At 57.6% G+C, this 22,819-nt stretch carries 19 protein-coding genes and 4 pseudogenes; 18 read left to right on the top strand and 5 right to left on the bottom strand.

Going from position 1 to position 22,819, the window contains the following annotated elements; all coding sequences use genetic code 11:
- Nucleotides 1-140: 140 nt before the first annotated feature.
- From phoR to proY, 5 genes and pseudogenes are all read left to right on the top strand, one after another.
- A pseudogene (gene phoR / locus ACMX3H_RS12005) lies at nucleotides 141-992 on the top strand (phosphate regulon sensor histidine kinase PhoR); the annotation flags it as partial.
- Nucleotides 992-1,954: a PstS family phosphate ABC transporter substrate-binding protein gene (locus ACMX3H_RS12010; RefSeq protein WP_415211003.1), complete on the top strand. Its 963-nt coding sequence runs from the start codon at nucleotides 992-994 to the stop codon at nucleotides 1,952-1,954. The pseudogene phoR and the gene ACMX3H_RS12010, both read left to right, overlap by 1 nt.
- Before the next feature lie 202 nt (nucleotides 1,955-2,156).
- Nucleotides 2,157-3,261, top strand: a pseudogene (locus ACMX3H_RS12015) (cobalamin-independent methionine synthase II family protein).
- Between the two features lie 853 nt (nucleotides 3,262-4,114).
- Nucleotides 4,115-5,431: a branched-chain amino acid transport system II carrier protein gene (brnQ, locus tag ACMX3H_RS12020; RefSeq protein ID WP_415211004.1), complete on the top strand. Its 1,317-nt coding sequence runs from the start codon at nucleotides 4,115-4,117 to the stop codon at nucleotides 5,429-5,431.
- 75 nt (nucleotides 5,432-5,506) lie between these two features.
- Entirely contained in the window at nucleotides 5,507-6,874 is a 1,368-nt protein-coding gene (gene proY / locus ACMX3H_RS12025; protein ID WP_415211005.1) for a proline-specific permease ProY, read from the top strand.
- Between the two features lie 149 nt (nucleotides 6,875-7,023).
- Here proY and ACMX3H_RS12030 read toward each other — a convergent pair whose 3' ends face one another.
- Nucleotides 7,024-7,626 carry a peroxiredoxin C gene (locus ACMX3H_RS12030; protein ID WP_415211006.1) on the bottom strand — a complete coding sequence of 201 codons (603 nt, stop codon included), beginning with the start codon at nucleotides 7,624-7,626 and terminating at the stop codon, nucleotides 7,024-7,026.
- Nucleotides 7,627-8,581: 955 nt separating this feature from the next.
- On the opposite strand from ACMX3H_RS12030, the gene ACMX3H_RS12035 reads away from it, so the two are divergent.
- Both ACMX3H_RS12035 and ACMX3H_RS12040 read left to right on the top strand, forming a co-directional pair.
- Nucleotides 8,582-8,974 (top strand): LD-carboxypeptidase, encoded by a 393-nt coding sequence (locus ACMX3H_RS12035; protein WP_415211007.1) that lies wholly within the window; start codon nucleotides 8,582-8,584, stop codon nucleotides 8,972-8,974.
- On the top strand, nucleotides 8,950-9,429 hold the full coding sequence (locus ACMX3H_RS12040) for a hypothetical protein (RefSeq protein ID WP_415211008.1): 480 nt from the start codon (nucleotides 8,950-8,952) through the stop codon (nucleotides 9,427-9,429). The genes ACMX3H_RS12035 and ACMX3H_RS12040 overlap by 25 nt, the downstream gene beginning before the upstream one ends.
- A gap of 65 nt (nucleotides 9,430-9,494) precedes the next feature.
- Here the strand turns inward: ACMX3H_RS12040 and ACMX3H_RS12045 are convergent, their stop codons facing one another.
- Both ACMX3H_RS12045 and ACMX3H_RS12050 read right to left on the bottom strand, forming a co-directional pair.
- Complete coding sequence (locus tag ACMX3H_RS12045) at nucleotides 9,495-10,268, bottom strand: N-acetylmuramoyl-L-alanine amidase (protein WP_415211017.1); 774 nt, start codon at nucleotides 10,266-10,268, stop codon at nucleotides 9,495-9,497.
- A 350-nt stretch (nucleotides 10,269-10,618) separates the two neighbouring features.
- Nucleotides 10,619-11,207: pseudogene (locus ACMX3H_RS12050) on the bottom strand (ACP phosphodiesterase).
- A gap of 104 nt (nucleotides 11,208-11,311) precedes the next feature.
- On the opposite strand from ACMX3H_RS12050, the gene queA reads away from it, so the two are divergent.
- From queA to secF, 5 genes are all read left to right on the top strand, one after another.
- Entirely contained in the window at nucleotides 11,312-12,385 is a 1,074-nt protein-coding gene (gene queA / locus ACMX3H_RS12055; RefSeq protein ID WP_415211009.1) for a tRNA preQ1(34) S-adenosylmethionine ribosyltransferase-isomerase QueA, read from the top strand.
- Between the two features lie 190 nt (nucleotides 12,386-12,575).
- Complete coding sequence (gene tgt, locus ACMX3H_RS12060) at nucleotides 12,576-13,724, top strand: tRNA guanosine(34) transglycosylase Tgt (protein WP_415211010.1); 1,149 nt, start codon at nucleotides 12,576-12,578, stop codon at nucleotides 13,722-13,724.
- Nucleotides 13,725-14,057, top strand: a complete 333-nt coding sequence (gene yajC / locus ACMX3H_RS12065) for a preprotein translocase subunit YajC (RefSeq protein ID WP_415211011.1) — start codon at nucleotides 13,725-13,727, stop codon at nucleotides 14,055-14,057. It abuts the gene before it with no gap.
- A gap of 27 nt (nucleotides 14,058-14,084) precedes the next feature.
- Nucleotides 14,085-15,932, top strand: coding sequence for a protein translocase subunit SecD (gene secD, locus ACMX3H_RS12070; protein WP_415211012.1), 1,848 nt, complete (start codon nucleotides 14,085-14,087; stop codon nucleotides 15,930-15,932).
- 69 nt (nucleotides 15,933-16,001) lie between these two features.
- On the top strand, nucleotides 16,002-16,913 hold the full coding sequence (gene secF / locus ACMX3H_RS12075) for a protein translocase subunit SecF (protein ID WP_415211018.1): 912 nt from the start codon (nucleotides 16,002-16,004) through the stop codon (nucleotides 16,911-16,913).
- A 69-nt stretch (nucleotides 16,914-16,982) separates the two neighbouring features.
- On the opposite strand, the gene ACMX3H_RS12080 is transcribed toward secF, so the two are convergent.
- Nucleotides 16,983-17,576, bottom strand: a complete 594-nt coding sequence (locus ACMX3H_RS12080) for a DUF3251 domain-containing protein (protein ID WP_415211013.1) — start codon at nucleotides 17,574-17,576, stop codon at nucleotides 16,983-16,985.
- A 192-nt stretch (nucleotides 17,577-17,768) separates the two neighbouring features.
- Between ACMX3H_RS12080 and nrdR the strand changes: the two genes are divergently transcribed.
- From nrdR to pgpA, 6 genes are all read left to right on the top strand, one after another.
- On the top strand, nucleotides 17,769-18,218 hold the full coding sequence (gene nrdR / locus ACMX3H_RS12085; protein WP_011410403.1) for a transcriptional regulator NrdR: 450 nt from the start codon (nucleotides 17,769-17,771) through the stop codon (nucleotides 18,216-18,218).
- Nucleotides 18,219-18,240: 22 nt separating this feature from the next.
- The gene (gene ribD, locus ACMX3H_RS12090) at nucleotides 18,241-19,359 is read left to right on the top strand and encodes a bifunctional diaminohydroxyphosphoribosylaminopyrimidine deaminase/5-amino-6-(5-phosphoribosylamino)uracil reductase RibD (protein WP_415211014.1); all 1,119 of its coding nucleotides are present in this window, start codon (nucleotides 18,241-18,243) and stop codon (nucleotides 19,357-19,359) included.
- A 95-nt stretch (nucleotides 19,360-19,454) separates the two neighbouring features.
- A complete protein-coding gene (gene ribE / locus ACMX3H_RS12095; protein WP_415211015.1) occupies nucleotides 19,455-19,925 on the top strand; it encodes a 6,7-dimethyl-8-ribityllumazine synthase in 471 nt (156 codons plus the stop codon).
- Nucleotides 19,926-19,945: 20 nt separating this feature from the next.
- Nucleotides 19,946-20,365 (top strand): transcription antitermination factor NusB, encoded by a 420-nt coding sequence (gene nusB, locus ACMX3H_RS12100; protein WP_025423164.1) that lies wholly within the window; start codon nucleotides 19,946-19,948, stop codon nucleotides 20,363-20,365.
- Nucleotides 20,366-20,434: 69 nt separating this feature from the next.
- Nucleotides 20,435-21,421, top strand: a complete 987-nt coding sequence (thiL, locus tag ACMX3H_RS12105) for a thiamine-phosphate kinase (RefSeq protein WP_415211016.1) — start codon at nucleotides 20,435-20,437, stop codon at nucleotides 21,419-21,421.
- A gap of 8 nt (nucleotides 21,422-21,429) precedes the next feature.
- Nucleotides 21,430-21,918, top strand: coding sequence for a phosphatidylglycerophosphatase A (gene pgpA / locus ACMX3H_RS12110; protein WP_415211019.1), 489 nt, complete (start codon nucleotides 21,430-21,432; stop codon nucleotides 21,916-21,918).
- A gap of 43 nt (nucleotides 21,919-21,961) precedes the next feature.
- Here the strand turns inward: pgpA and ACMX3H_RS12115 are convergent.
- Nucleotides 21,962-22,594: pseudogene (locus ACMX3H_RS12115) on the bottom strand (aldo/keto reductase); the annotation flags it as partial.
- Nucleotides 22,595-22,819 lie beyond the last annotated feature (225 nt).

Genomic DNA, 22,819 nt, shown 5'->3' on the forward strand with positions numbered 1-22,819 from the left:
AAGCGCGAGTTGATCATCCGCAATTTCGTCTGATTTACTTTTTGCAAAAAATTCTGGACTGTCCAAAATAGCCATTTTTTAGGGTTTATAGGAGTCCAGAATTAATTGCAAATTAGTCCAGAATTGATTGCATCGCTACACGACCGCTAACATTGCAACTGAATAATCAGCATTGGGTGGAGTTTCGCGTTATGCCCTATACCGACGATCAGCTATTGATGGTGGTGCGCGACGTCACGCAAATGCGGCAACTGGAAGGGGCGCGGCGTAATTTTTTCGCCAACGCCAGCCACGAATTGCGCACGTCGCTGACGGTATTGCAGCGGTATCTGGAAATGATGACCGACGATAGTCTTGACGCCCACATGCGGCAGCGGGCGGTGCAGACCATGCAGGATCAATCTCGGCGTATGGAGCGCCTGGTCGCCCAATTGTTGGAGCTGTCGCGTATCGAAGCGGCGCTGCAGGGGGAAACGCACACGCCGGTGGATATGCCGGCCTTACTTAAGCGTTTGCAGGCCAGCGTCGAGGGGCTCAGCCAAGGACAGCATCCGCTGGTGCTGCGCGTCAATCCGCAGTTATGGGTCAACGGCAATGAAGAGCAACTGCGCAGCGCGGTATCAAATCTGATGTACAACGCGGTTATCCATACACCTCCCGGCACCCGCATCGAGGTCAGTTGGCAGCGCAGCGTCGAGGGGGCGACGTTTCAGGTTAGCGACAACGGGCCGGGTATCGCACCGGAACATTTGCCGCGCCTGACGGAGCGCTTTTATCGCGTGGATAAAGCCCGCTCGCGCCAAACCGGCGGCAGCGGCCTGGGTCTGGCCATTGTCAAACATGCGTTAAGCCATCACGATGCGCTGCTGGATATCAGTAGCGCGTCGGGCGAGGGCACCCGTTTCGGTTTTACCCTGCCGGCGCGGTTGATTACCCTGCCGCCGCGGGTGGACAATAGTGTTTCTCCTCTTTCACCCCAGGCCAGAGATTGATGCGATGTTTTTCCCTCTTGGCCGGCGCCCTGCTCGCCGGCTGCCGGCTGGGGGTGCATAGCGCGGCGCTGCCCGCGCAGCCTGTTTCGCCGGCGGCGCCGATTCCGCTCCTGAGCGGTACGTTAACCAGTACCGGCTCGGATACGCTGGCGTCGCTGATGAGCGGCTGGGCGGCGGACTTCAGTCGGCGCTATCCCGAGGTCGGCGTGCAAATACAGGCGACGGGTTCCGCCGCCGCCGCGCTGGCGGCCGGCACGGCGCAGCTGGGCCCCATGAGACGACCGATGAACGAGCCGGAAATCGCCGGCTTTCGCCAGTGTTACGGCTATCCGCCGCTGGCGCTGCCGGTGGCGCAGGATGCGCTGGTGGTCATGGTCAATCAGGCCAATCCGCTAGAGGCGATAAGCCAGCGTCAGCTGGATGCGATCTTTTCCGTCACCCGCCAGTGCGGACAGGCGGCGCCGATCCGGCGTTGGGGGGACTTGGGATTAGCCGGGGAATGGCGCTCGCTGTCGCTGCTGCGCTATGGCCGCAATACTGCCTCCGGCACCCAGGGATTTTTTCGCCGCCGGGTGCTTTGCGGCGGGGATATGCAGCCAACGGTCAACGAACTGTCCGGATCGGCGGCGGTCGCGCAGGTGGTGGCCGCTTCGGTGAACGCGATCGGCTATACCAGCATGGGGTTCCACGCCAGCGGGGTGAAGTGGCTGGCGATTATCGATGCGGGAGGCCACACCCTAACCGCCGATGCGCAGACATTGTGCCGCGGGGAGTATCCCTTCACCCACCCGCTCTATCTCTACGTCAATAAACCGCCGGGTAAGCCCCTGGATCCGCTAACATTGGCATTTCTGGCGCGCGTTTTGTCCCCCGAGGGACAAGAGCAGGTTAGCCAGGCGGGTTATGTGCCATTGACGCAACCCCAACTGCTGGCGGCGCGGCGGGCCGCCGGACTGCCCTAAATCGCTTAAGTGAAAATTTCACAACTATCATGAATAAAATTCAATATCGTTGAAATTTTCTCGTTTGTGCGGCGTTAGGTGAAGTGACACACTGCGGCTGAGACATATAGACGTCTGGATGTCCCTCCGTTGCGAAGCGTGACTATACCGTCGCTAAACTAACGCGATCATCATGAGGATGACGCCCTCCTGGAGCAGTAAAATGCAAAGAACCCAAGCCCCTTTCCGTGCCGATGTGGTCGGCAGTCTGTTACGTCCCGCTGCGATAAAGCAGGCCCGTCAGCGTTTCGCCGATGGCGAGATAGATGCCGCGCAGCTGTGCGCCGTGGAAGACAACGAGATTGCACGCGTCGTCGCGGAGCAGCGCGCGCTGGGGCTGCAGGTCGTTACGGACGGAGAGTTCCGCCGCGCCTGGTGGCATATGGATTTCTTTGAAGGATTGAACGGGGTGGAAGGGTAGCAACCCGATCAGGGCATTCAATTTCAGGGTGTGCAGACCAAAGCCCGCAGAGTCAAAGTCACCGGTAAGCTGGGATTTAGCCATCACCCGATGCTGGAGGATTTCCGTTTTCTGAAAAGCGTGGCCGGCGACGCGGTGCCGAAAATGACCATTCCCAGTCCGAGCGTCTTGCATTTCCGCGGCGGGCGCACGGCGATCGATAAGGCCATCTATCCCGATCTGGCGGAATATTTCAACGATCTGGCACAGACCTGGCGTGATGCCATTGCCACGTTTTATGCCGCCGGCTGCCGCTATTTGCAGTTGGACGATACCGTCTGGGGCTATCTGTGCTCGGAAGATCAAAAGCGCCAAATGCGTGAACGTGGCGATGATCCGGACGCCCTGGCGCAGATTTACGCTGATGTGCTCAATAAAGCGCTGGCCGGTAAGCCGGAGGATTTGGTGGTGAGCCTGCACGTTTGCCGCGGGAACTTTCGCTCCACCTGGATTTCCGAAGGGGGTTATGAGCCGGTCGCGCCCATCCTGTTCGGCCAGGTGAAGGTGGATGCCTTTTTCCTGGAGTACGATACCGAGCGCGCTGGCTGGCTTTGAACCGCTGCGCTTTATCAAACCCGGGCATCAGCAGGTGGTGCTGGGGCTTATTCCCTCGAAAACGCCGGCGCTGGAAGACCCCCAGGCGGTGCTGGATCGCATCCGTGAAGCCAGCCAGTATGTGAGTCTGGATCAGCTGTGCCTGAGCCCGCAATGCGGTTTCGCCTCTACCGAAGAGGGCAATAAGCTGAGCGAACAGCAGCAGTGGGACAAGTTGAAGTTGGTGCTTGATATCGCTCGCCGCGCCTGGTGATAACGCGTGTGCGCGTGAGGTTCCTCTGCCCGCGCCCATGACGTTTATACCGTCTGCGTGAATGGAAGTCTGAACCTCGTGCTGTACCAAAGCCAGAGCCAAGCCTAAGCCAAGTCGAAACCAAGCCAATACCAAGCCGAAACCAAAGCTGAGGCATTCTAACACCAGAGCCATAATCCGGGCCTGAACCAAAGCCAAGCCAGAAGCTGAGCCAAAATCAAACCAAAGCCAGACCCCGTGCCAGAACCTGAAACTGCGCCAGCGCACCGCGCGCGATCTCAACCTCTGTTCGTCTGCTGGAGCCGATTGTCCACGCATCTACCCGTACTCATAACGATGTGACCGTAGGGCAAACGCGTAGTGTTGGTAAGCGCCCCGTGGGCAGGACGTAAGTGTGTGTCCGCGTCGGGCTTGTGACGCGCTATCCATCGGGGGTAAACGTTAGCGCCATATCCGACGTATTCCCCGCCTGAACGGTCTCGCACCGCTCGGTGGCCGGGTCCGGTCGCCTCTATGTCGCCCATCGCAATTTCTTATGTTGCGCTGGCGATTTTTGTCGTCAGACGGGTTATCATGTAGCGCAGAAAAGGGAACATTTGAATACTTAACATAAATATTATTTAAAAAGCATATTTTAGTGCCAGTTTTGCCTGATGGACTTGCCAGCAACCGCTATAAACTATTAAATTAGCCGCCGTCGCGCCGCCCGTCAGTATTGCTTCCCCGCATTATTATTCTGTCCGGCTTAACGGCCGTTCATGCGATGCCGATCGTTTCGGCCAAAGGCGTGTCGATCATCGCGCAGTCATAAGAATTTCTTATTACGATTTACTACAGGCTTTAATACAAACCCATGACTAAACGTTTAACCTCCAAAGACATCCTCGCGCTGGGTTTTATGACCTTTGCTCTGTTTGTCGGCGCCGGAAATATCATTTTTCCGCCCATGGTGGGCCTGCAATCCGGTCAGCACGTTTGGCTGGCGGCGGCGGGCTTTTTGATTACCGCGGTCGGTCTCCCGGTCATCACCGTTATCGCGCTGGCGCGGGTCGGGGGCGGCATTGATGCGCTGAGTTCCCCTATCGGCCATAAAGCCGGTCTGCTTCTGGCTGTCGTTTGTTATCTGGCGGTGGGCCCGCTGTTTGCTACGCCGCGCACCGCGACCGTCTCATTTACGGTCGGCGTGGCCCCTTTCGCCGGCAACGGCGAACTGCCTTTGCTGATTTACAGCCTGATCTATTTCGCGTTGGTCATCGGTATTTCCCTTTACCCCGGCCGCTTGCTGGATACGGTGGGCCATGTCCTGGCGCCGCTTAAGATCATCGCGCTCGCGGTATTGGGCATTGCGGCGATGCTGTGGCCGGCGGGCCAGCCTTTGCCGGTGTCCGCGGGCTATAGTCACCTGCCGTTTTCCAGCGGATTCGTGAACGGCTATCTCACCATGGATACCCTGGGCGCGATGGTTTTCGGCATCGTTATCGTCAACGCCGCCCGTTCACGCGGCGTGGCGAGCGCCCACTTGCTGACCCGTTATACCATTCTGGCCGGGCTTATTGCCGGTATCGGTCTGACGGCGGTCTATCTGACGCTGTTCAAATTAGGTTCGGGCAGCGGCGGGCTGGTACCGGCGGCGCAAAACGGCGCCGAAATCCTGCATGCCTATGTGCAGCACACCTTCGGCGCCGCCGGTAGCGGTTTTTTGACGGTGCTGATAACGATAGCCTGTTTGGTGACCGCCGTGGGCCTGACCTGCGCCTGCGCTGAATTTTTTAGCGAACATACCGGCATCGGCTATGGCAAGTGGGTGTTTCTCTTGGGGCTGTTCTCCATGGTGGTTTCCAACCTTGGACTTAGCCATTTGATCAGTATTTCCGTACCGGTGCTTACCGCTATCTACCCACCCTGCATCGTCCTGATCCTGCTGAGTTTTACGCTGCGCTGGTGGCATTCCAGCGCCCGCATCGTTGCGCCGGGCATGCTGGTCAGTCTGGTGTTTGGCTGCCTCGATGGCATCAAGGTGTCGGCCTATCCCGACATTCTCCCGGCCTGGATGGAGCGCCTGCCGCTGAGCGCGCAGGGCCTGGCCTGGCTACCGCCGACGCTGGTCATGCTTATCGTCGCGGCGGCTTACGATCAATCCCGCGGACGGCAGCAAATTTCCGTTCTTTGAGCGTCGGCGAGGCAATTGACTGACCACGGACACCGTTCCGTGGTTTTTTTCTTGTGAAATAAAAGGTAATGGGTCATGCAATCTTCCACCCCTTCGCTAAAGCGGGGGCTTTCCACCCGGCATATTCGATTTATGGCGCTTGGCTCCGCCATCGGTACCGGGCTGTTCTATGGTTCCGCTGATGCGATACAAATGGCAGGTCCTAGCGTGCTGCTGGCTTATTTGATAGGCGGCCTGGCGGCCTACGTTATCATGCGTGCCCTGGGGGAAATGTCCGTGGAAAACCCCAATGCCGGTTCGTTCTCCCGCTATGCGCAGGATAATTTGGGCCCCATGGCGGGCTACATTACCGGCTGGACCTACTGTTTTGAAATCCTGATTGTCGCCATCGCCGATGTGACCGCCTTCGGCATCTATATGGGCGTGTGGTTCCCGCTGGTACCGCATTGGGTCTGGGTGTTAAGCGTGGTGCTATTCATCGGCGCGATCAATTTACTGAGCGTCAAGGCGTTCGGCGAGCTGGAGTTCTGGTTCTCATTTTTCAAAGTTGCCACCATTATCGTCATGATCCTCGCCGGCATCGGCATTATCCTGTGGGGCATCGGCAACGGCGGCCAACCCACCGGGGTGGCGAATTTGTGGCGCCATGGCGGCTTCTTCAGCCACGGCGTCGGGGGGATGATTCTTTCGTTGCAAATGGTGATGTTCGCTTACGGCGGTATTGAAATTATCGGCATCACCGCCGGCGAAGCGCGGGATCCAGAGCGGTCTATCCCGCGGGCCATCAACTCCGTTCCCTGGCGTATCCTGCTATTTTATGTCAGCACCTTGGCGGTTATCATGTCCATCTATCCTTGGAATCAGGTGGGTACGGGCGGCAGTCCGTTTGTACTGACGTTCCAGAATTTGGGCATTCCTATCGCCGCTGGCCTGTTGAATTTCGTCGTGCTGACGGCGTCGCTCTCGGCCATCAACAGCGATGTGTTTGGCGTAGGGCGCATGTTGCACGACATGGCGGGGCAGGGGCATGCGCCGCGCATCTTTCAGCACGTATCGCGTCACGGCATTCCCTGGATCACGGTGCTGGTGATGATGATAGCGATGCTGGTGGCGGTCTACTTAAATTACCTTATGCCGGAAAATGTCTTCCTGATGATCGCCTCGCTGGCCACCTTTTCCACCGTGTGGGTATGGATTATGATCTTGTGTTCGCAAATCGCCTTTCGCCGCAGGCTCAAGCCCGGGCAAGTGAGGGCGCTGAAATTCCCCTTGCCCGGCGGCGCAATAACCGCGGGCCTCGGCGTCGTCTTCCTGCTGTTTATTATCGGCTTGATTGGGTACTTCCCCACCACCCGGGTGTCGTTATACGTGGGAGCGGTGTGGGTTTTACTGCTATTGCTGGGATACCGTTGGGTAAAAACGAAGCGCGTGGCTGCCTCCTGAGCGCAAAGCCCGGCCAGGTGATTCGGGGGGGTCTTATCGGGCTAACTACCGGGCTTGCGGCGGGCGCAGGGTATAAAAAAGCCGGTCAGCATGGCTGACCGGCGCTAGACGGACAGGGCGGGTGCCCTCTCTGCTCTGGCAGAAGCGGATTACAGTCTGGTTAAGTTCTCAGACAGATATTTGGTGACACCTTCCGGTGAAGCGCCCATCCCTTCCTGCCCTTTTTCCCACTGTGCCGGGCAGACTTCGCCGTGTTCTTCATGGAATTGCAGGGCGTCGACCATCCGCATCATTTCGTCGATATTGCGGCCCAGCGGCAGGTCGTTAACGACCTGATGGCGAACAATCCCGTCTTTGTCGATAAGGAACGAACCGCGCAGCGCGACGCCGGCGTCAGGATGTTCGATGCCATAGGCTTTGATTATTTCGCGTTTGATGTCCGCTACCATCGGGTACTTGACCGGCCCGATACCGCCTTTGTCGGTGGGGACCTGCCGCCAGGCATTGTGTACAAACTCTGAGTCAAAAGAGACGCCGATGATTTCCACGCCGCGCTTCTGGAATTCTGCGTAACGTTTGTCGAAAGCAATCAGTTCGGACGGACAGACGAAAGTGAAGTCCATCGGCCAGAAGAAGATGACCGCCGGTTTACCCTGGATGTGGGATTTAAGATTGAAATTGTCAACGATTTCACCCGGACCGAGCACGGCGGCGACGGTAAAATCGGGGGCTTGACGAGTGACCAGGACCATATTTACTCCTGTAAAATAGCGTTTGCGGATTGATAGGATTTGAGCCGGCTCTAGTATAAGGCCGTGTCGGGGGGGAATAAAGTCAACCGTACCGATTGGTTAAATAGGTTATGCCTATCGAAGCGATAGGTGAACCTTGTCATCATGGTTTTGCTCTCCTTTTCAGCCGCTGAGCAGACGCGTTCAGCGTTTGCCTGCGCGGCCGGTACCCTCATTGTCGGTCGGTGGGCAAGGAGGGGGAGGAAAAAGGGCACAAACGGGTCACGTTGTCATGGGGGGCTGGGTTGCCGGACGGCGGCATCTGAGTGGCCGGGATTGAACGGTGACGGTTTCTCTTACGGATGCACGGTGAGTCGCCTTGCTATGGCTCGGCACGTGTGCGCGTGGGGCCATGTTTCGTGCCATCAACCTGCCCTTCATTGGCGTAAGATCTCCGCTCACGATGAAAAAAAAGCCGCCGTTACTAAGATTATTGGCGTGAAATGACGGCTGGTCAAAAAATGCGGCATTTCGCATTTCCCGCCTGTTCATTGAAGGGGAAACGATAAAACTAACGCAGGCTGTGCCTCCCGCCGCCGCGATAACATTTACGTTGCGCGGTGAATGATGCCGCAACGGGATGCCGCCAAGAGCGCGGATAACGGCATGGCAGAAGGGAGGCCCATAGTGCGCGCAATTTTAGCGGTTGTCGCGGCGTCTGCGTTCGGCAATACTCTCTTTGCGTGGGGAAGTCGATAGAGGAATATATTACGTGTCGCGTTAATTTCAGACCAGCGCGCTTGATGGAATGAAAAAAAGGAAATAAAAGTCAATGGGAATGACAAAGGGAATAATCATGGCGGTATGCTGTTTATATTTATCATTTCATGCGGGAACAATTATGGCAAAAACGGTGCATCTTATTTTCAGCTCATCTGAATATGACTAGCACAACATCCCGGATATTGTTACGGCGTTGAAGCGGCAAGGTTTTCAGGTCAATAGACAGTACCTTGATCAACAGGTTTCCGACTTCGGCTATGTCAATACCGATCGGGCGCGGGCGGAAAATTTGGTCAAGGCATTGACCGATGATGACGTCGAGTATTTGTGGTTTGTTCGCGGCGGGTCGGGGGCATTTAACCTGCTGCCGCATCTGTTTGCGAATTTGACGACTATTCACGGCGCACGGGAAAAAATCCTCCTTGGCTTTAGCGATGTCACGGCCATTCATGATTTTATCAATAAACATGTCGGATGGCGCAGCGTCTATGGCATCGTGGCGGCCAACAATAAAGATGTTTATCAACGCCAGGGGGACAAGGGGATAAATATGAATACGGGTTGCGCCAAACCTTCGACGCGATAACCCATGGGGTTAATTATCCCGGCATCCTGCCGCTGAATACGCCGGCGAAGGCCGGCGTCTCAGGCGTATTGATGGGCGGTAATCTGACGTTGCTACAATCGCTATTTTCCACCCGCTATGAAAAGTACCTGCGCGATGAAATACTCTTGCTGGAGGATACCGGCGTCACCTATAAACAACTCAACCGGGCACTACATCAACTGCGATATAAGAAGGATTTCACCCCCAACGCGATTATCTTCGGCCAATTTTTTTCCCTTTCGGCCAGCGATGAAGAGAGATTAATCTATAAAAGCGTGATCCGTGATTTTGCCGATGTGACGTCGATTCCGGTGTATTATTACCCTTATTTCGGTCATGGGGCCACGAATAATCCGATGTTGATTAAGCATCAGGCGGCTATCCGTCCTGAGCCGAAAAGAGGGCCGCAGCGAAATTCGCGTGCGGTAGAATAAGATGCAGCTATAAGCGACAACGTCCTCCACTGGCAGCGCCATGGCGAAAGAAAGTGAGCCTGCACTCACTTGCTGAAATATTTATCCACCAAGGCGTAGAGAATCGCCGCGGTTTCATTATCCACCGCGCCCTGCCAATCAGCGGGGCGAAAATGCAATTGAAAAGCCTGGATAAGGTTTTTATAGCCGCCGGCGCCTGCCGCTCCCGTGACATTATAGCCATAGGTCTTAAGTTTGGCTCTTATCGCCGCCTGGTCAGGCGTCCCTTGCTCAGCAAAGTCGTCAATATACTGCTGTTTGGTCGCCTCATCATACCAGGCGCCTATGCCCGCCTCGTACAACTTTTTCCAGGGAAACGCCGCGCCGGGATCGAATTTTCGCCCGGGCGCAATATCACTATGGCCGACGACCTGGGTGGGAGTAATATCCGGATAGCGCTGCAGGACAGCCTGCGCTAATTGAATGATGGCCTCGATTTGCACCGGATGATAGGGTGGGAAGGTCCATTTTCCCGCCTTAACCGACGCCAGGTTCACATTTTCTATCCCGATAGAGGTATCGTTAAGATTGTTGCGCCCGGCCCAGGCGCTAAGGCCGGCGTGCCAGGCGCGATCCTTCTCGTCCACCAGGTTGAAAATACGCATATCGTCGAACCCGGCGTCGATATAGCTTTGATCGTCGGGATCGGGCACTAGATAATGCGCGCTGAGGGTCGCGTCGCCGCTCAGTGCGTTGACCGAGTCGGCGAAATTGAGAGCGGTGTAATGCATAATCAGAAAGCGCACTCGTTGGTTGAATCCTTTTACCGAACGGTAACTTGTGGCATCGATGGGGTACATGGCCAAGACTCCTTCCTGTGAGATGATTGCCTAGCGCTATTCATAACACCCCCTGTCACCGCCGGCAATGACGGGCCATTGCTGGGACATTGCGTACGGGTCGCCAAAGGGATCTGTCGCGCACGGGCCCCCTGTATTCCGGGAAGGTAATTCTCGATGGGGGCGAACCGGCCCCGCGGCCAATAGTTGGACAAATAAACGGACGGACAGGCCACCCGGCCGTGCGGCGGATAGATGGACAAGTCAACAGACTGAGGGGACGCAGGCCACGTAGCGGATAGGTGGACACGTCACTAGACGACAAAGCGATAAGCGGACCGGTGAGCGGGCAAGCAGGCTAGCGGGCGCGCTCAGTGACCCAGCGCGCCTTGGCGCGCCGCATGCATCATCGCCGGATAAAGTTGCCAAAACGCCGCTTCCAGCCGGTCATAGTGGGTCTGGATCCCCGGATAAATCTCGCCCAGCGCCGACAGCCGCGGGCGGCGCTGGGCTATACCGGTTAGCACCTGGGCCAGAAAAGGCCTATCGGCATAGCGCAGCAGCCAGCGTTCCCGCCACAGATAGCGGTTAAGGGATTGAAACCCCGCCGGCGTATCCGGCAGCGCGGGCGCGATTTCCCGCTGCGCCCGTAAGACGAATTCCGCCAGCGGCAACTGTGGCTCGACCCGCAGCCAGTGACGCGACAGAAAATGATCCCCAGACACATCCAGCGCGATAGGTGCCACCCGCCGCGTCTCCGGCGAAAACAGCGTGCACACCTGCTTTATCGCTTCGTGATTATCGGTAAGGCTATCAATACGGCGATGCATACGAATGCCCGCCACAATCGCGGGTGATATAGAGACCCTCGGGATCGCCGCGGACAAAATCCGCCATCAGATTTCCGAGCAGGGAGCTTTGCGCCAGGGTGGCAAGATGCAGATGAGCAAGAAAATTCATTCCATCAGTATGCGGCAAAAGCGGGGCGACATAGCTTAATTTTTGCAGGGCGGAACGCATAGCCCTAGACTAAGCCGCCTGTTTTTATGCTGAAGTGATTTGTCATGCGCGTTGCCGACTTCTCTTTTGAATTGCCCGATAATCTGATTGCCCGATATCCGCAGGCGGAACGCAGCGCCTGCCGTCTGCTGTCGCTGGACGGCCAGACGGGCGCGCTGGTGCATCAGGTCTTTACCGATTTACTGGACAAATTGGCGCCCGGCGACTTGCTGGTATTCAACAATACCCGGGTGATCCCCGCCCGTTTATTCGGCAGCAAAGTCAGCGGCGGTAAAATCGAAGTCCTGGTAGAAAGAGTTCTCGATGATAAGCGGGTACTTGCCCACGTGCGCGCGTCCAAGGCACCGAAAGCAGGCGCCGCGTTGTTATTGGGTGATGATGACAGCATCGCCGCCACCATGGTGGCACGCCACGATTCACTTTTTGAACTGCGTTTCGACGATCCCCGCTATGTGCTGACGCTGCTCAATGATGCAGGCCATATGCCTTTGCCGTCCTATATCGATAGGCCCGACGATGCCGCGGATCGTGAGCTCTATCAGACGGTTTACGGTGAACGGCCCGGCGCGGTGGCGGCGCCCACCGCCGGCCTGCATTTCGATGAGCCGCTGCTGGCGGCGCTGCGTGCCAAAGGCGTTGCAATGGCGTTTGTCACCTTGCATGTGGGCGCTGGAACCTTCCAGCCGGTGCGGGTGGATCGGATCGAACAGCATCAGATGCACTCGGAGTATGCTGAAGTGCCGCAAGAGGTGGTCGATGCGGTTCTGGCGTGCAAGGCGCGCGGCAACCGGGTCGTGGCCGTCGGTACCACCTCCGTGCGCTCGCTTGAGAGCGCGGCCGCGGCGGCGGGAGATAATACCCTGGCGCCGTTTTTTGGCGACACGCGCATCTTTATTTATCCCGGTTATCAATTTCGCGTTATTGATGCGCTTATCACTAATTTTCATCTGCCGGAGTCCACCCTCATAATGCTGGTATCGGCGTTTGCCGGCTATCGCCATACGCTGGCGGCCTACCGGGAAGCGGTGGCGCAGGCGTACCGTTTTTTCAGCTATGGGGACACCATGTTCATCACCCGGAATCCCGCCGCTGCCCAAGAGCGGGTGGGTGAGCAGTAATCGGGCGGCCTAATCGCCAATAGCGGGCCTGGATCCGTGCTTTGCGCGAACCGTCGGCGGCAGAAAGCCGGTATAAACAACGCCGGCGACAACACATTCCGCGGACCGGCTTGTACAGCAGCTGACGGGGTTGCTAGAATGCGCTCCTTTTCATCAAACATCGAACTGTTTCTCTGGTGTTGGGGGATGTGTGGAATATCAATTATTGAAAACCGATGGCCAGGCCCGCCGCGGACGGCTGGTATTTGATCGGGGTGTTGTGGAAACGCCGGCGTTTATGCCGGTCGGGACTTATGGCACCGTGAAGGGCATGACGCCCGAAGAAGTGAAAGAAACCGGCGCGCAGATTCTGCTGGGCAATACCTTTCACCTTTGGCGGCGCCCGGGTCAGGCGGTCATGAAGCTGCACGGTGATTTGCACGATTTTATGCAGTGGCACGGTCCAATACTGACCGATTCCGGCGGGTTCCAGGTATTCAGTCTGGGCGACATTCGCAAAATCACCGAAGAAGGCGTGCATTTCCGCAATCCCATCAACGGCGACGCGATTTTCCTTAGCCCGGAGAAATCGATGGAAATCCAGTACGATCTGGGTTCCGATATTGTCATGATTTTTGACGAATGCACGCCTTATCCTTCCGATTGGGATTACGCCAAGCGCTCGATGGAAATGTCGTTACGCTGGGCGGCCCGCAGTCGCCAGCGTTTTGATGAACTTGAAAATCCCAACGCGCTTTTCGGCATTATACAGGGCGGAGTTTACGAAGATTTACGAGATGTATCGGTAAAAAGATTGGTAGAGATCGGTTTTGATGGTTACGCTGTGGGCGGCCTGGCGGTAGGGGAACCGAAAGCCGATATGCACCGTATTTTGGCGCACCTATGCCCGCAGATCCCGGCGGATAAACCGCGCTATTTGATGGGCGTCGGCAAACCTGAAGATTTGGTGGAGGGCGTTCGCCGCGGTATCGATATGTTCGACTGCGTCATGCCGACCCGCAATGCCCGTAATGGTCATCTGTTTGTTACCGATGGCGTGGTGAAAATACGCAACGCCCGTTATAAAGACGATGTCGCGCCGCTGGATGCGGAATGTGATTGTTACACCTGTCGCAATTATAGCAGCGCCTACTTGCATCATCTTGACCGTTGCAACGAAATATTGGGTGTCCGTCTAAATACTATCCATAACCTACGTTATTACCAGCGTTTGATGGCGGGTTTACGCCAGGCTATCGATGAGGGTAAATTAGAGCACTTTGTAGGTGGGTTCTATCGCCGGACAGGTAAGCCGGTGCCACCTTTAGTCGTCGAGTTAAATAACAATGAGGGAATTTAAATGAGCTTTTTCGTTTCTGACGCCGTTGCCGCCCCCGGTGCTCCGTCCCAGTCAAGTCCTTACTCTCTGGTGGTGATGCTGGTTGTTTTTGGTCTGATCTTTTATTTCATGATCCTGCGCCCACAGCAAAAGCACGCCAAGACGCATAAAGAGTTGATGAATTCCATTTCCAAAGGAGATGAAGTTCTGACGACCGGCGGTCTGGTGGGGCGCGTGGTTAAAGTCGCGGAGACCGGCTATATTTCCATCGCGCTCAACGATACCAATGAAGTGGTCATCAAGCGTGATTTTGTGGCCGCCGTTTTGCCGAAAGGTACGATGAAAGCGCTGTAATAAACGATTTTCCCGAAGGGAACTGCTGTGTTAAACCGTTATCCTTTATGGAAGTATATCATGCTGGTGCTGGCGCTGGTCGTCGGGTTGCTGTATGCGCTTCCCAACTTGTATGGTGAGGATCCGGCCGTACAGATCACTGGCGGGCGGGGTGGCGCCGCCAGTGAATCGACGCTGGTCCAGATCCGGACTGTATTAGAACAACAACATATCGCCAGTAAATCCATTGCCCTGGAAAATGGCGCCATTCTGGCCCGTTTTTCCAACTCGGACGTACAGCTGCACGCCCGCGAAGCGTTGATGAACGCCCTCGGCGAAAATTATGTCGTGGCGCTTAATCTGGCCCCGGCCACCCCCCCCTGGTTAGCCATGGTAGGGGCGGCGCCGATGAAGCTCGGCCTGGATTTGCGCGGCGGCGTTCACTTCCTGATGGAAGTGGATATGGACACTGTGCTCAATAAGCTGCAGGAGCAGACGATGGATACCCTGCGCGGCGATTTGCGCGAAAAGAGCATTCCGTATGCGACGGTGCGTAAAATCGAGAATTACGGTAGCGAAATCCGCTTCCGCGAGGCCGATACCCGCGATCAGGCGATATCCTGGTTGACGCCGCGCCACCGCGATCTGGTGATCAATAGCGTCGGAGACAATGCGCTGCGCGCCACGCTGGCGGACGATCGCCTGCGCCAAGCCCGCGAGTACGCGGTGCAACAGAACATCACCATCCTGCGCAACCGTGTCAATCAGCTGGGCGTCGCCGAGCCCTTGGTGCAGCGCCAGGGCGCCGACCGAATTGTGGTCGAGCTGCCGGGTATCCAGGATACGGCGCGCGCCAAAGAAATTTTGGGGGCGACCGCCACGCTTGAGTTCCGTCTGGTCAATAGCTCGGTGGATCAAACCGTCGCCGCCAACGGCCGCGTGCCGGGGGATTCGGAGGTGAAAGCCATCCGCGACGGCCAGCCGGTCGTGTTGTACAAACGGGTCATTCTGACCGGTGATCACATCACCGACTCCACCTCCAGCGCCAATGAATATAACCGCCCGCAGGTGAATATTTCCCTGGACGGCAGCGGCGGCACGACCATGTCCAACTTCACCAAGGACAACATCGGCAAGCTGATGGCCACCCTGTTTGTGGAGTATAAGGATAGCGGCAAGAAAGACGCCAACGGTCGCGCCATTCTGGAGAAGCAGGAAGAAGTCATTAATGTCGCCACCATCCAGTCGCGGCTTGGTAACAGCTTCCGCATTACCGGCATCAACAATCCCAACGAGGCGCGCCAGCTGTCGCTGCTGCTGCGTGCGGGCGCGTTGATTGCACCGATCCAGATTGTGGAAGAGCGCACCATCGGCCCGACCCTGGGGCTGCAGAATATTACCCAGGGACTGGAAGCCTGTTTGTGGGGACTGGTGGCGTCAATTCTGTTTATGGTGGTGTGGTATCGCAAATTTGGTCTTATCGCCACCACGGCATTCATCGCCAACCTGGTGTTTATTATCGGCATCATGTCCCTGCTGCCCGGCGCGACGCTGACCATGCCAGGTATCGCCGGTATTGTATTGACGCTGGCGGTGGCGGTGGACGCCAATGTGCTTATCAATGAACGCATTAAAGAAGAGCTGCGCAATGGTCGCACGGTGCAGCAGGCCATTCATGAGGGCTATCGGGGCGCGTTCTCCAGCATCGTTGATGCCAACGTCACGACGCTGATTACCGCCGTCATCCTGTACGCGGTGGGCACGGGGTCGATCAAGGGCTTCGCCATTACCACCGCCATCGGGATCGCTACCTCAATGTTTACGGCGATCATCGGCACCCGTGCCATCGTTAACCTGCTTTACGGCGGTAAACGCATCGATAAGCTGTCTATCTAGGAGTGGCTTGTGGCTCAGCAACAAAGAAATGTCGAAGAATTGAATTACGGCCGTAAAGTCTACGACTTTATGCGCTGGGATTATGTGACGTTCACCCTGTCGGCCATTCTGCTTATCGCCTCCATCGCCATCATGGCGGTGCGGGGCTTTAACTGGGGGCTGGATTTCACGGGCGGGACGGTGATTGAACTTAACCTGGAAAAGGCCGCCGACCTTGACCAGATGCGTGACGCGCTTGAACATGCGGGCTTCACGGATCCGCTGGTGCAGAATTTCGGCAGCAGCCGCGATGTGATGGTCCGTATGCCCCCGGTGCAAGACGGCCTTGGGCAGGAGCTGGGCAACAAAGTGCTCGGGGTGATTAATCAGGCAACCGGGCAGAATGCCGCCGTGAAGCGGGTCGAGTTTGTCGGACCGAGCGTCGGTAGCGATCTGGCTCAGGACGGCGGCATGGCGCTGCTGGGGGCGTTGATCTGTATCCTGATTTATGTCGGCTTCCGGTTTGAATGGCGGCTGGCCACCGGGGCGGTGTTGGCGCTGGCCCATGACGTGGTGATTACGCTTGGGGTTCTGTCGCTGTTCCATATCGAGATCGATCTGACGATTATCGCCTCGCTGATGTCCGTGATTGGCTACTCGCTAAACGACAGTATCGTGGTGTCAGACCGTATTCGTGAGAACTTCCGTAAAATCCGCCGCGGCAGTGCCTACGATATTTTTAATGTCTCGCTGACGCAAACCTTGAGCCGGACCATCATGACCTCCGCCACGATCCTGATGGTGGTGTTGATGCTGTTGATTTTCGGCGGCGCGATGCTGCGCGGCTTCTCCACAACGCTGTTTATCGGCGTCTTTATCGGTACCGTCAGCTCCATCTATGTAGCGTCGGCGTTGGCGCTTAAGCTCGGCATGAAGCGCGAACATCTGCTGCAGCAGAAGGTGGAAAAAGAGGGGGCCGATCAGCCGTCGCTGCTGCCCTGAGGGACGCGTAACCCGCTATGAAGAACGCCGCCGCGCGACACAGGCAGCGCCGCCCGGGCATGTGGCAATCTATTGGCTGCCGACAGGTTTGGTAGCGTCCGCCGCCGGCGGATTTTGCGGCGTGTCCGGCTGAATATCATGCAGCCGGATAAAGCCTACCTGCTCCGGCGTCAGGCCGGACATCCGCAGTTCAATAGTGGCCTCGGTTCTCGGCAGCAGCGAGGCCGGCACGGAAATCGGCTGGCTAAGCGCGTCGGCGGTCAATGGCTTACCCGTAGCCGCATCCACCTGTCCCCAATCCACAATCCCGTGCAGCGGCATCAGCGCCGCGCTGTCGGCGCTGCGGATATGCAGCTGTGCGCGCGAGCCGCTGGCTTCCGCCTCTACCTGACTGATTGAGACCCGCAATTTGCCCGCCTCGCTTTGCACGTCGGCCGCGGTTTTCGCCGCGGGATACAGGTAGATACCGTGGGTCGACTGCTGGTTCTGCTCGTTTTGCGCCACTAGCGCCGCGGCCTGATGGGTTAGCGTTTGCAAACGCTGGTTCAAATGCCCCACTTCGTTGCGCAGTTTGGGCACCTGTTGGGCCTCCTGTCGGCTGGCACAGCCGGTCAGCAACAGCAGGGCGGCAACGGCATAACTAGCGCGATAACTGATTGTCATAGCGGTAATTTCCTTTTTTCAACGGTTGCGATCAGTTTAGCCGTTAAGCGGCGGAAAGTCATGGGACGCGCCGAGTTCTCTCGTCAAATCGGTAACTCTGCAGCGCCGGTTCAGCTTTAAGTACTGTTGCTTTGTCCTTGGCGGAGTTCGCGCTAAACTACCCTATCCCTAATCAGCCGGCCAGGAAGCGCTATGCATTGTCCGTTTTGTTCTGCAGTCGATACCAAAGTGATAGATTCCCGTCTGGTGGGGGAAGGAACCCAGGTTCGCCGCCGCCGGCAGTGCGTCATCTGTAATGAACGTTTCACGACATTTGAAGTGGCGGAACTTGTGCTGCCTCGCGTCATCAAAAGCAATGATGTGCGCGAACCTTTTAACGAAGAAAAGCTGCGTAGCGGTTTTTTGAAAGCGTTGGAAAAGCGACCGGTCAAGTCCGACGATGTCGAAATGGCCATCAACCACATCAAATCCCAGCTGCGCGCCACCGGCGAGCGCGAAGTGCCGAGCAAAATGATCGGCAATCTCGTGATGGACGCGCTGAAAAAGCTGGATAAGGTCGCCTATATCCGCTTTGCCTCGGTTTATCGCAGCTTCGAGGATATCCGCGAGTTCGGCGAAGAGATCGCCCGACTGCAGGACTAGCGTCACCCTTAAGGACCTTCCTATGGAGCATGATGAGGTTTTTCTCGCGCGCGCATTTGAACTGGCGCGCCGCGGACGCTTTACTACCGCGCCCAATCCTAACGTGGGCTGCGTTATCGTCCGTGATGGACGCATTGTGGGCGAAGGTTATCATCAGCGCGCCGGCGAGCCGCATGCCGAAGTGTATGCGCTGCGCAGGGTGGGAGAGGCGGCACGCGGCGCTACCGCCTATGTCACCTTTGAACCCTGCAGCCATCACGGCCGCACGCCCCCCTGCGCCGACGCGCTGATAAGCGCCGGCGTGGCGCGGGTGGTGGCCGCGATGCCCGATCCCAACCCGCAGGTGGCGGGCCGCGGCTTCTACCGGCTCCAGCAGGCGGGCATCGACGTCCGCCACGGCTTGATGCTGCCGGAGGCGGAGGCGGTAAACCCGGGCTTTCTCAAACGTATGCGCACCGGTTTTCCCTGGGTCAGGCTCAAGCTCGCGGCATCGCTTGATGGCCGCACCGCGATGGCTTCCGGGGAGAGCCAGTGGATTACGTCCCCCGAGGCGCGGCGGGATGTTCAGCGCTGGCGCGCCGAAAGCGACGCCATTCTTTCCACCGCCGCCACGGTGCTGGCGGACGATCCCGCCCTGACGGTGCGCTGGCCATCGCTGCCGGAGGATGTTCAGGTCCTCTATCCCCAAGAGCAGCTGCGTCAGCCGGTACGAGTTATCATCGACAGCGCCAATTGCGTGACGCCCGCTCACCGGGTCGCACAGGAGGAAGGGCGGACTTGGCTGGCGCGCCTTGCGCCGGACAGTCTGCCGTGGCCGGCGTCCGTCGAGCAGCTTCAACTGCCGGCGCGCGAGGGGCCGGGCGGCGCGCATCTTGATTTGGTGGTGCTGATGATACAGTTGGGCCGCCGTCAGATTAACAGCCTGTGGGTTGAGGCGGGGGCCGGTCTGTCCGGCGCGCTGCTGAGCGCCGGATTGGTGGATGAATTGATATTGTACCAGGCGCCGAAACTGCTCGGCGCCGACGCTCGCCCGCTGTGTCTGCTGCCGGGGCTGCAACAACTTGACGCGGCGCCAGGGTTTACGCTGCTTGACGTCCGGCAGGTGGGGCCGGATATCCGCCTGTGTCTGAAACCCGGCTAGGGTGTTTAATTGGCCCGCGCAGCGGACAAAGTATTATGTTAGAATCCGCTCCCTCGCGAGACGATTCAGCTATTTGCCATTTTGTAAGGATAACAATGAACGTTATTGAAGGTGTTGTTGCAGCTCCCAATGCGCGCGTCGCTATCGCTATTGCGCGCTTTAACCACTTCATAAATGACAGCCTGCTTGATGGCGCCGTCGACGCCCTGAAACGCATCGGCCAGGTCAAAGACGAAAACATTACCGTGGTCTGGGTCCCGGGCGCTTACGAATTACCGTTAGCGGTCAGCGCGCTGGCCGACAGCAAAAAGTATGACGCCGTCGTGGCGCTGGGCACGGTTATCCGTGGCGGCACCGCGCATTTTGAATTCGTCGCCGGCGAATGCAGCGCCGGCCTGTCCGCGGTCGCAGCGCGCAGCGCGCTGCCGGTGGCGTTCGGGGTGCTGACCACCGAGAGTATCGAACAGGCCATCGAACGCGCCGGCACCAAGGCCGGCAATAAGGGCGCGGAAGCCGCACTGACCGCGCTGGAAATGATTAACGTATTGCAAGCCATCAAAGCGTAAGTAAAGGAAAGGGGAATTTTGTGAAACCAGCCGCTCGTCGCCGTGCTCGTGAATGTGCCGTCCAGGCGCTTTACTCATGGCAATTATCACATAACGACATCGCCGATATCGAAGTCCAGTTTCTGGCGGAGCAGGACACGTCGGATGTGGATGTCGCTTATTTCCGTGAGCTGTATGCCGGCGCGGCGACGAATGCCCAAGAGCTGGATAAGCTGATGGCGCCCTATCTTTCACGTCAGCTAGAAGAGCTTGGCCACGTGGAGCGCGCCGTGTTGCGCATTGCGCTGTTTGAACTGAGCAAGCGCCAGGATGTGCCGTATAAAGTTGCCATCAACGAAGCTATCGAGCTGGCCAAAACCTTTGGCGCAGAAGAGAGTCATAAGTTTATCAATGGTGTGCTGGACAAAGTCGCCCCAGAGATTCGTCCCAATAGAAAATAGCGGGGCGGGGCCGGCGGCGCCGGTCCCACCGTTACGCCGCGCCAGCACCAACACAAATTTGGACAGAGTATGGCATGTGGTGAGTTTGACCTCATTGACCGCTATTTCAACCGGATGCGCAGCACGCGCCGGGATGTGGTGGTGGGCATCGGCGATGACTGTGCGCTGCTGTCGGTAGCTGAGAAAAAATGGATTGCGGTCAGTTCGGATACGCTGGTGGCGGGCACGCATTTTCTGCCGGACATCAGCCCTTCAGATTTGGGCTATAAGTCACTGGCGGTTAACCTCAGCGACCTGGCCGCCATGGGCGCCGATCCGGCCTGGCTGTCGCTGGCGCTGACCTTGCCCTCGGTAGATGAGGGTTGGCTGGCCGCCTTCAGCGACAGCCTGTTCCAGCAGTTGGATTACTACGATATGCAGCTGATTGGCGGCGACACCACCCGCGGTCCGTTGAGCCTGACGCTGACCATTCAGGGCTTGGTCCCCGCCGGCAGCGCGCTGACCCGCGACGGCGCCCATATCGACGACTGGATCTATGTCACCGGCACACTGGGGGATAGCGCCGCCGGCCTGGCGATACTGCAAAATCGCCTACAGGTAAAGGATGCGCAGGATAGTCAATATTTGCTGGCCCGCCATGTGCGCCCGCAGCCGCGCATTCTACAGGGCCAGGCGTTGCGCGACCTCGCCAGCGCCGCCATCGATATCTCTGATGGCATTATCACGGATTTGCGCCACATTCTTGCCCGCAGCGACTGCGGCGCCCGCATTAACCTAGACGATATTCCCACTTCTCCGGCGCTGCTGCGCCACTCCACGCCCGATCAGGCGCTGCGCTGGGCGCTCGGCGGCGGCGAAGATTACGAACTGTGCTTCACGGTGCCCGAAATCAATCGCGGCGCGCTGGATGTCGCGCTGGGCCATACCGGCGCGCCGTTTACCTGCATCGGTCAAATCGGCCCGCGCAGCGAAGGGATTCAATTTATGCGCCATTACCAGCCGGTAGAGTATGACTGGCACGGGTATGACCATTTCAAATCGGACGATAGTGAATGACGATGGATATGCTGGCCGCCAAGCGGCGGATTAACCTTTCTAACCCCTGGCATTTGCTGGCAACGGGCTTCGGCAGCGGCATGTTCCCCTGGATGCCCGGCACCGTGGGCTCGCTGGCGGCGATTCCGTTTTGGTGCCTGCTGGTGCTGCTGCCGTGGCAGCTGTATTCGCTGGCGGTCATGTTCAGCCTTTGCCTGGGCGTCTACTTTTGCCACCAGACGGCGCGGGATATGGGGGTCCATGACCATGGTTGCATAGTTTGGGATGAATTCGTCGGCATGTGGATTACCCTGATGGCCTTGCCGGTAAACGACTGGCGGTGGGTGCTGGCGGGCTTTTTGTTGTTCCGGCTGCTGGATATCTGGAAACCTTGGCCGATTCGCTGGTTCGATCGCAAGGTACACGGCGGCATGGGCATCATTATCGACGATGTGGTGGCCGGGATCATTGCCGCCGGTGTCCTCTACTGGATCGGGCACCACTGGCAGCTGTTTTAGGGCGTTTCCCCTGCGCCGGCGGCGGGGGGAAACGCCGGCAACATTAGCGAAAGCCCACCACATGGTGCGGTAAGTAAGCGGTCTCCAGCTCGGCTATCTCTTCGCCGTCCAGCTTGACCTCCGTGGCCTGCAGCAGCTCGGCAAGCTGCGCCGGGCGCGACGCGCCAACGATGGGCGCCGTTACCGCCGGCTTGCTAAGCATCCACGCCAGCGCCACCTGCGCGCGCGAGACGCCGCGGACCTTGGCTATCACGCCGACCCGTTCGGCGATACGGGCATCATTATCCTCGCTGTGTTCATATAGCGTTTTGCCAAATTCGTCCGACACCAGCCGGGCGGTGGTTTCGCCCCAGGGGCGGGTAAGCCTGCCACGCGCCAGCGGGCTCCACGGCAATACGGCAATATTTTCCGCCAGGCACAACGGATGCATTTCTCGCTTTTCTTCCCGTTGAATCAAATTGTACTGATCCTGCATGCTGACAAACCGCGTCCAACCGTGCAGATCGGCGGTATACAGCGCACGGGCGAATTGCCAGGCGTACATCGAGGAGGCGCCGATAAAGCGCGCCTTACCGGATTGCACGACATCATGTAATGCCTCCAGCGTTTCCTCCAGCGGGGTATCATAGTCCCAGCGGTGAATTTGCAGTAAATCGACATAATCCATGCCCAAGCGCGTGGTGCAGATTCCGACGTATCCGATCATCTGTTCAGGCGACATCCGATCAGTTATTCCGATATTTTCCGATCACCCATTCCAGGTAAGCGCCCCGTGGAGGACGTCTTGAATTATTGGTGGGTTTGTTGTATGAGACAGTAAACCTACGTTACACGCTTATGCTCATTGCATTTTCACATTGTATTGATTTTAATAACTTTTATTTCCATCCCGGTTTGAGTG

The sequence above is a fragment of the Sodalis sp. (in: enterobacteria) genome, assembly GCF_047607725.1.
Taxonomy (GTDB): domain Bacteria; phylum Pseudomonadota; class Gammaproteobacteria; order Enterobacterales; family Enterobacteriaceae; genus JBLKSS01.

Coding starts and splice junctions, on each gene's coding strand:
- pgpA (WP_415211019.1), top strand. CDS start 21,430: ATGCTGGCCGCCAAGCGGCGGATTAACCTTTCTAACCCCTGGCATTTG.
- ACMX3H_RS12080 (WP_415211013.1), bottom strand. CDS start 17,576: ATGACAATCAGTTATCGCGCTAGTTATGCCGTTGCCGCCCTGCTGTTG.
- nrdR (WP_011410403.1), top strand. CDS start 17,769: ATGCATTGTCCGTTTTGTTCTGCAGTCGATACCAAAGTGATAGATTCC.
- ribD (WP_415211014.1), top strand. CDS start 18,241: ATGGAGCATGATGAGGTTTTTCTCGCGCGCGCATTTGAACTGGCGCGC.
- proY (WP_415211005.1), top strand. CDS start 5,507: ATGCAATCTTCCACCCCTTCGCTAAAGCGGGGGCTTTCCACCCGGCAT.
- brnQ (WP_415211004.1), top strand. CDS start 4,115: ATGACTAAACGTTTAACCTCCAAAGACATCCTCGCGCTGGGTTTTATG.
- yajC (WP_415211011.1), top strand. CDS start 13,725: ATGAGCTTTTTCGTTTCTGACGCCGTTGCCGCCCCCGGTGCTCCGTCC.
- ACMX3H_RS12045 (WP_415211017.1), bottom strand. CDS start 10,268: ATGTACCCCATCGATGCCACAAGTTACCGTTCGGTAAAAGGATTCAAC.
- ribE (WP_415211015.1), top strand. CDS start 19,455: ATGAACGTTATTGAAGGTGTTGTTGCAGCTCCCAATGCGCGCGTCGCT.
- ACMX3H_RS12010 (WP_415211003.1), top strand. CDS start 992: ATGCGATGTTTTTCCCTCTTGGCCGGCGCCCTGCTCGCCGGCTGCCGG.
- queA (WP_415211009.1), top strand. CDS start 11,312: ATGCGCGTTGCCGACTTCTCTTTTGAATTGCCCGATAATCTGATTGCC.
- thiL (WP_415211016.1), top strand. CDS start 20,435: ATGGCATGTGGTGAGTTTGACCTCATTGACCGCTATTTCAACCGGATG.
- secF (WP_415211018.1), top strand. CDS start 16,002: ATGCGCTGGGATTATGTGACGTTCACCCTGTCGGCCATTCTGCTTATC.
- ACMX3H_RS12030 (WP_415211006.1), bottom strand. CDS start 7,626: ATGGTCCTGGTCACTCGTCAAGCCCCCGATTTTACCGTCGCCGCCGTG.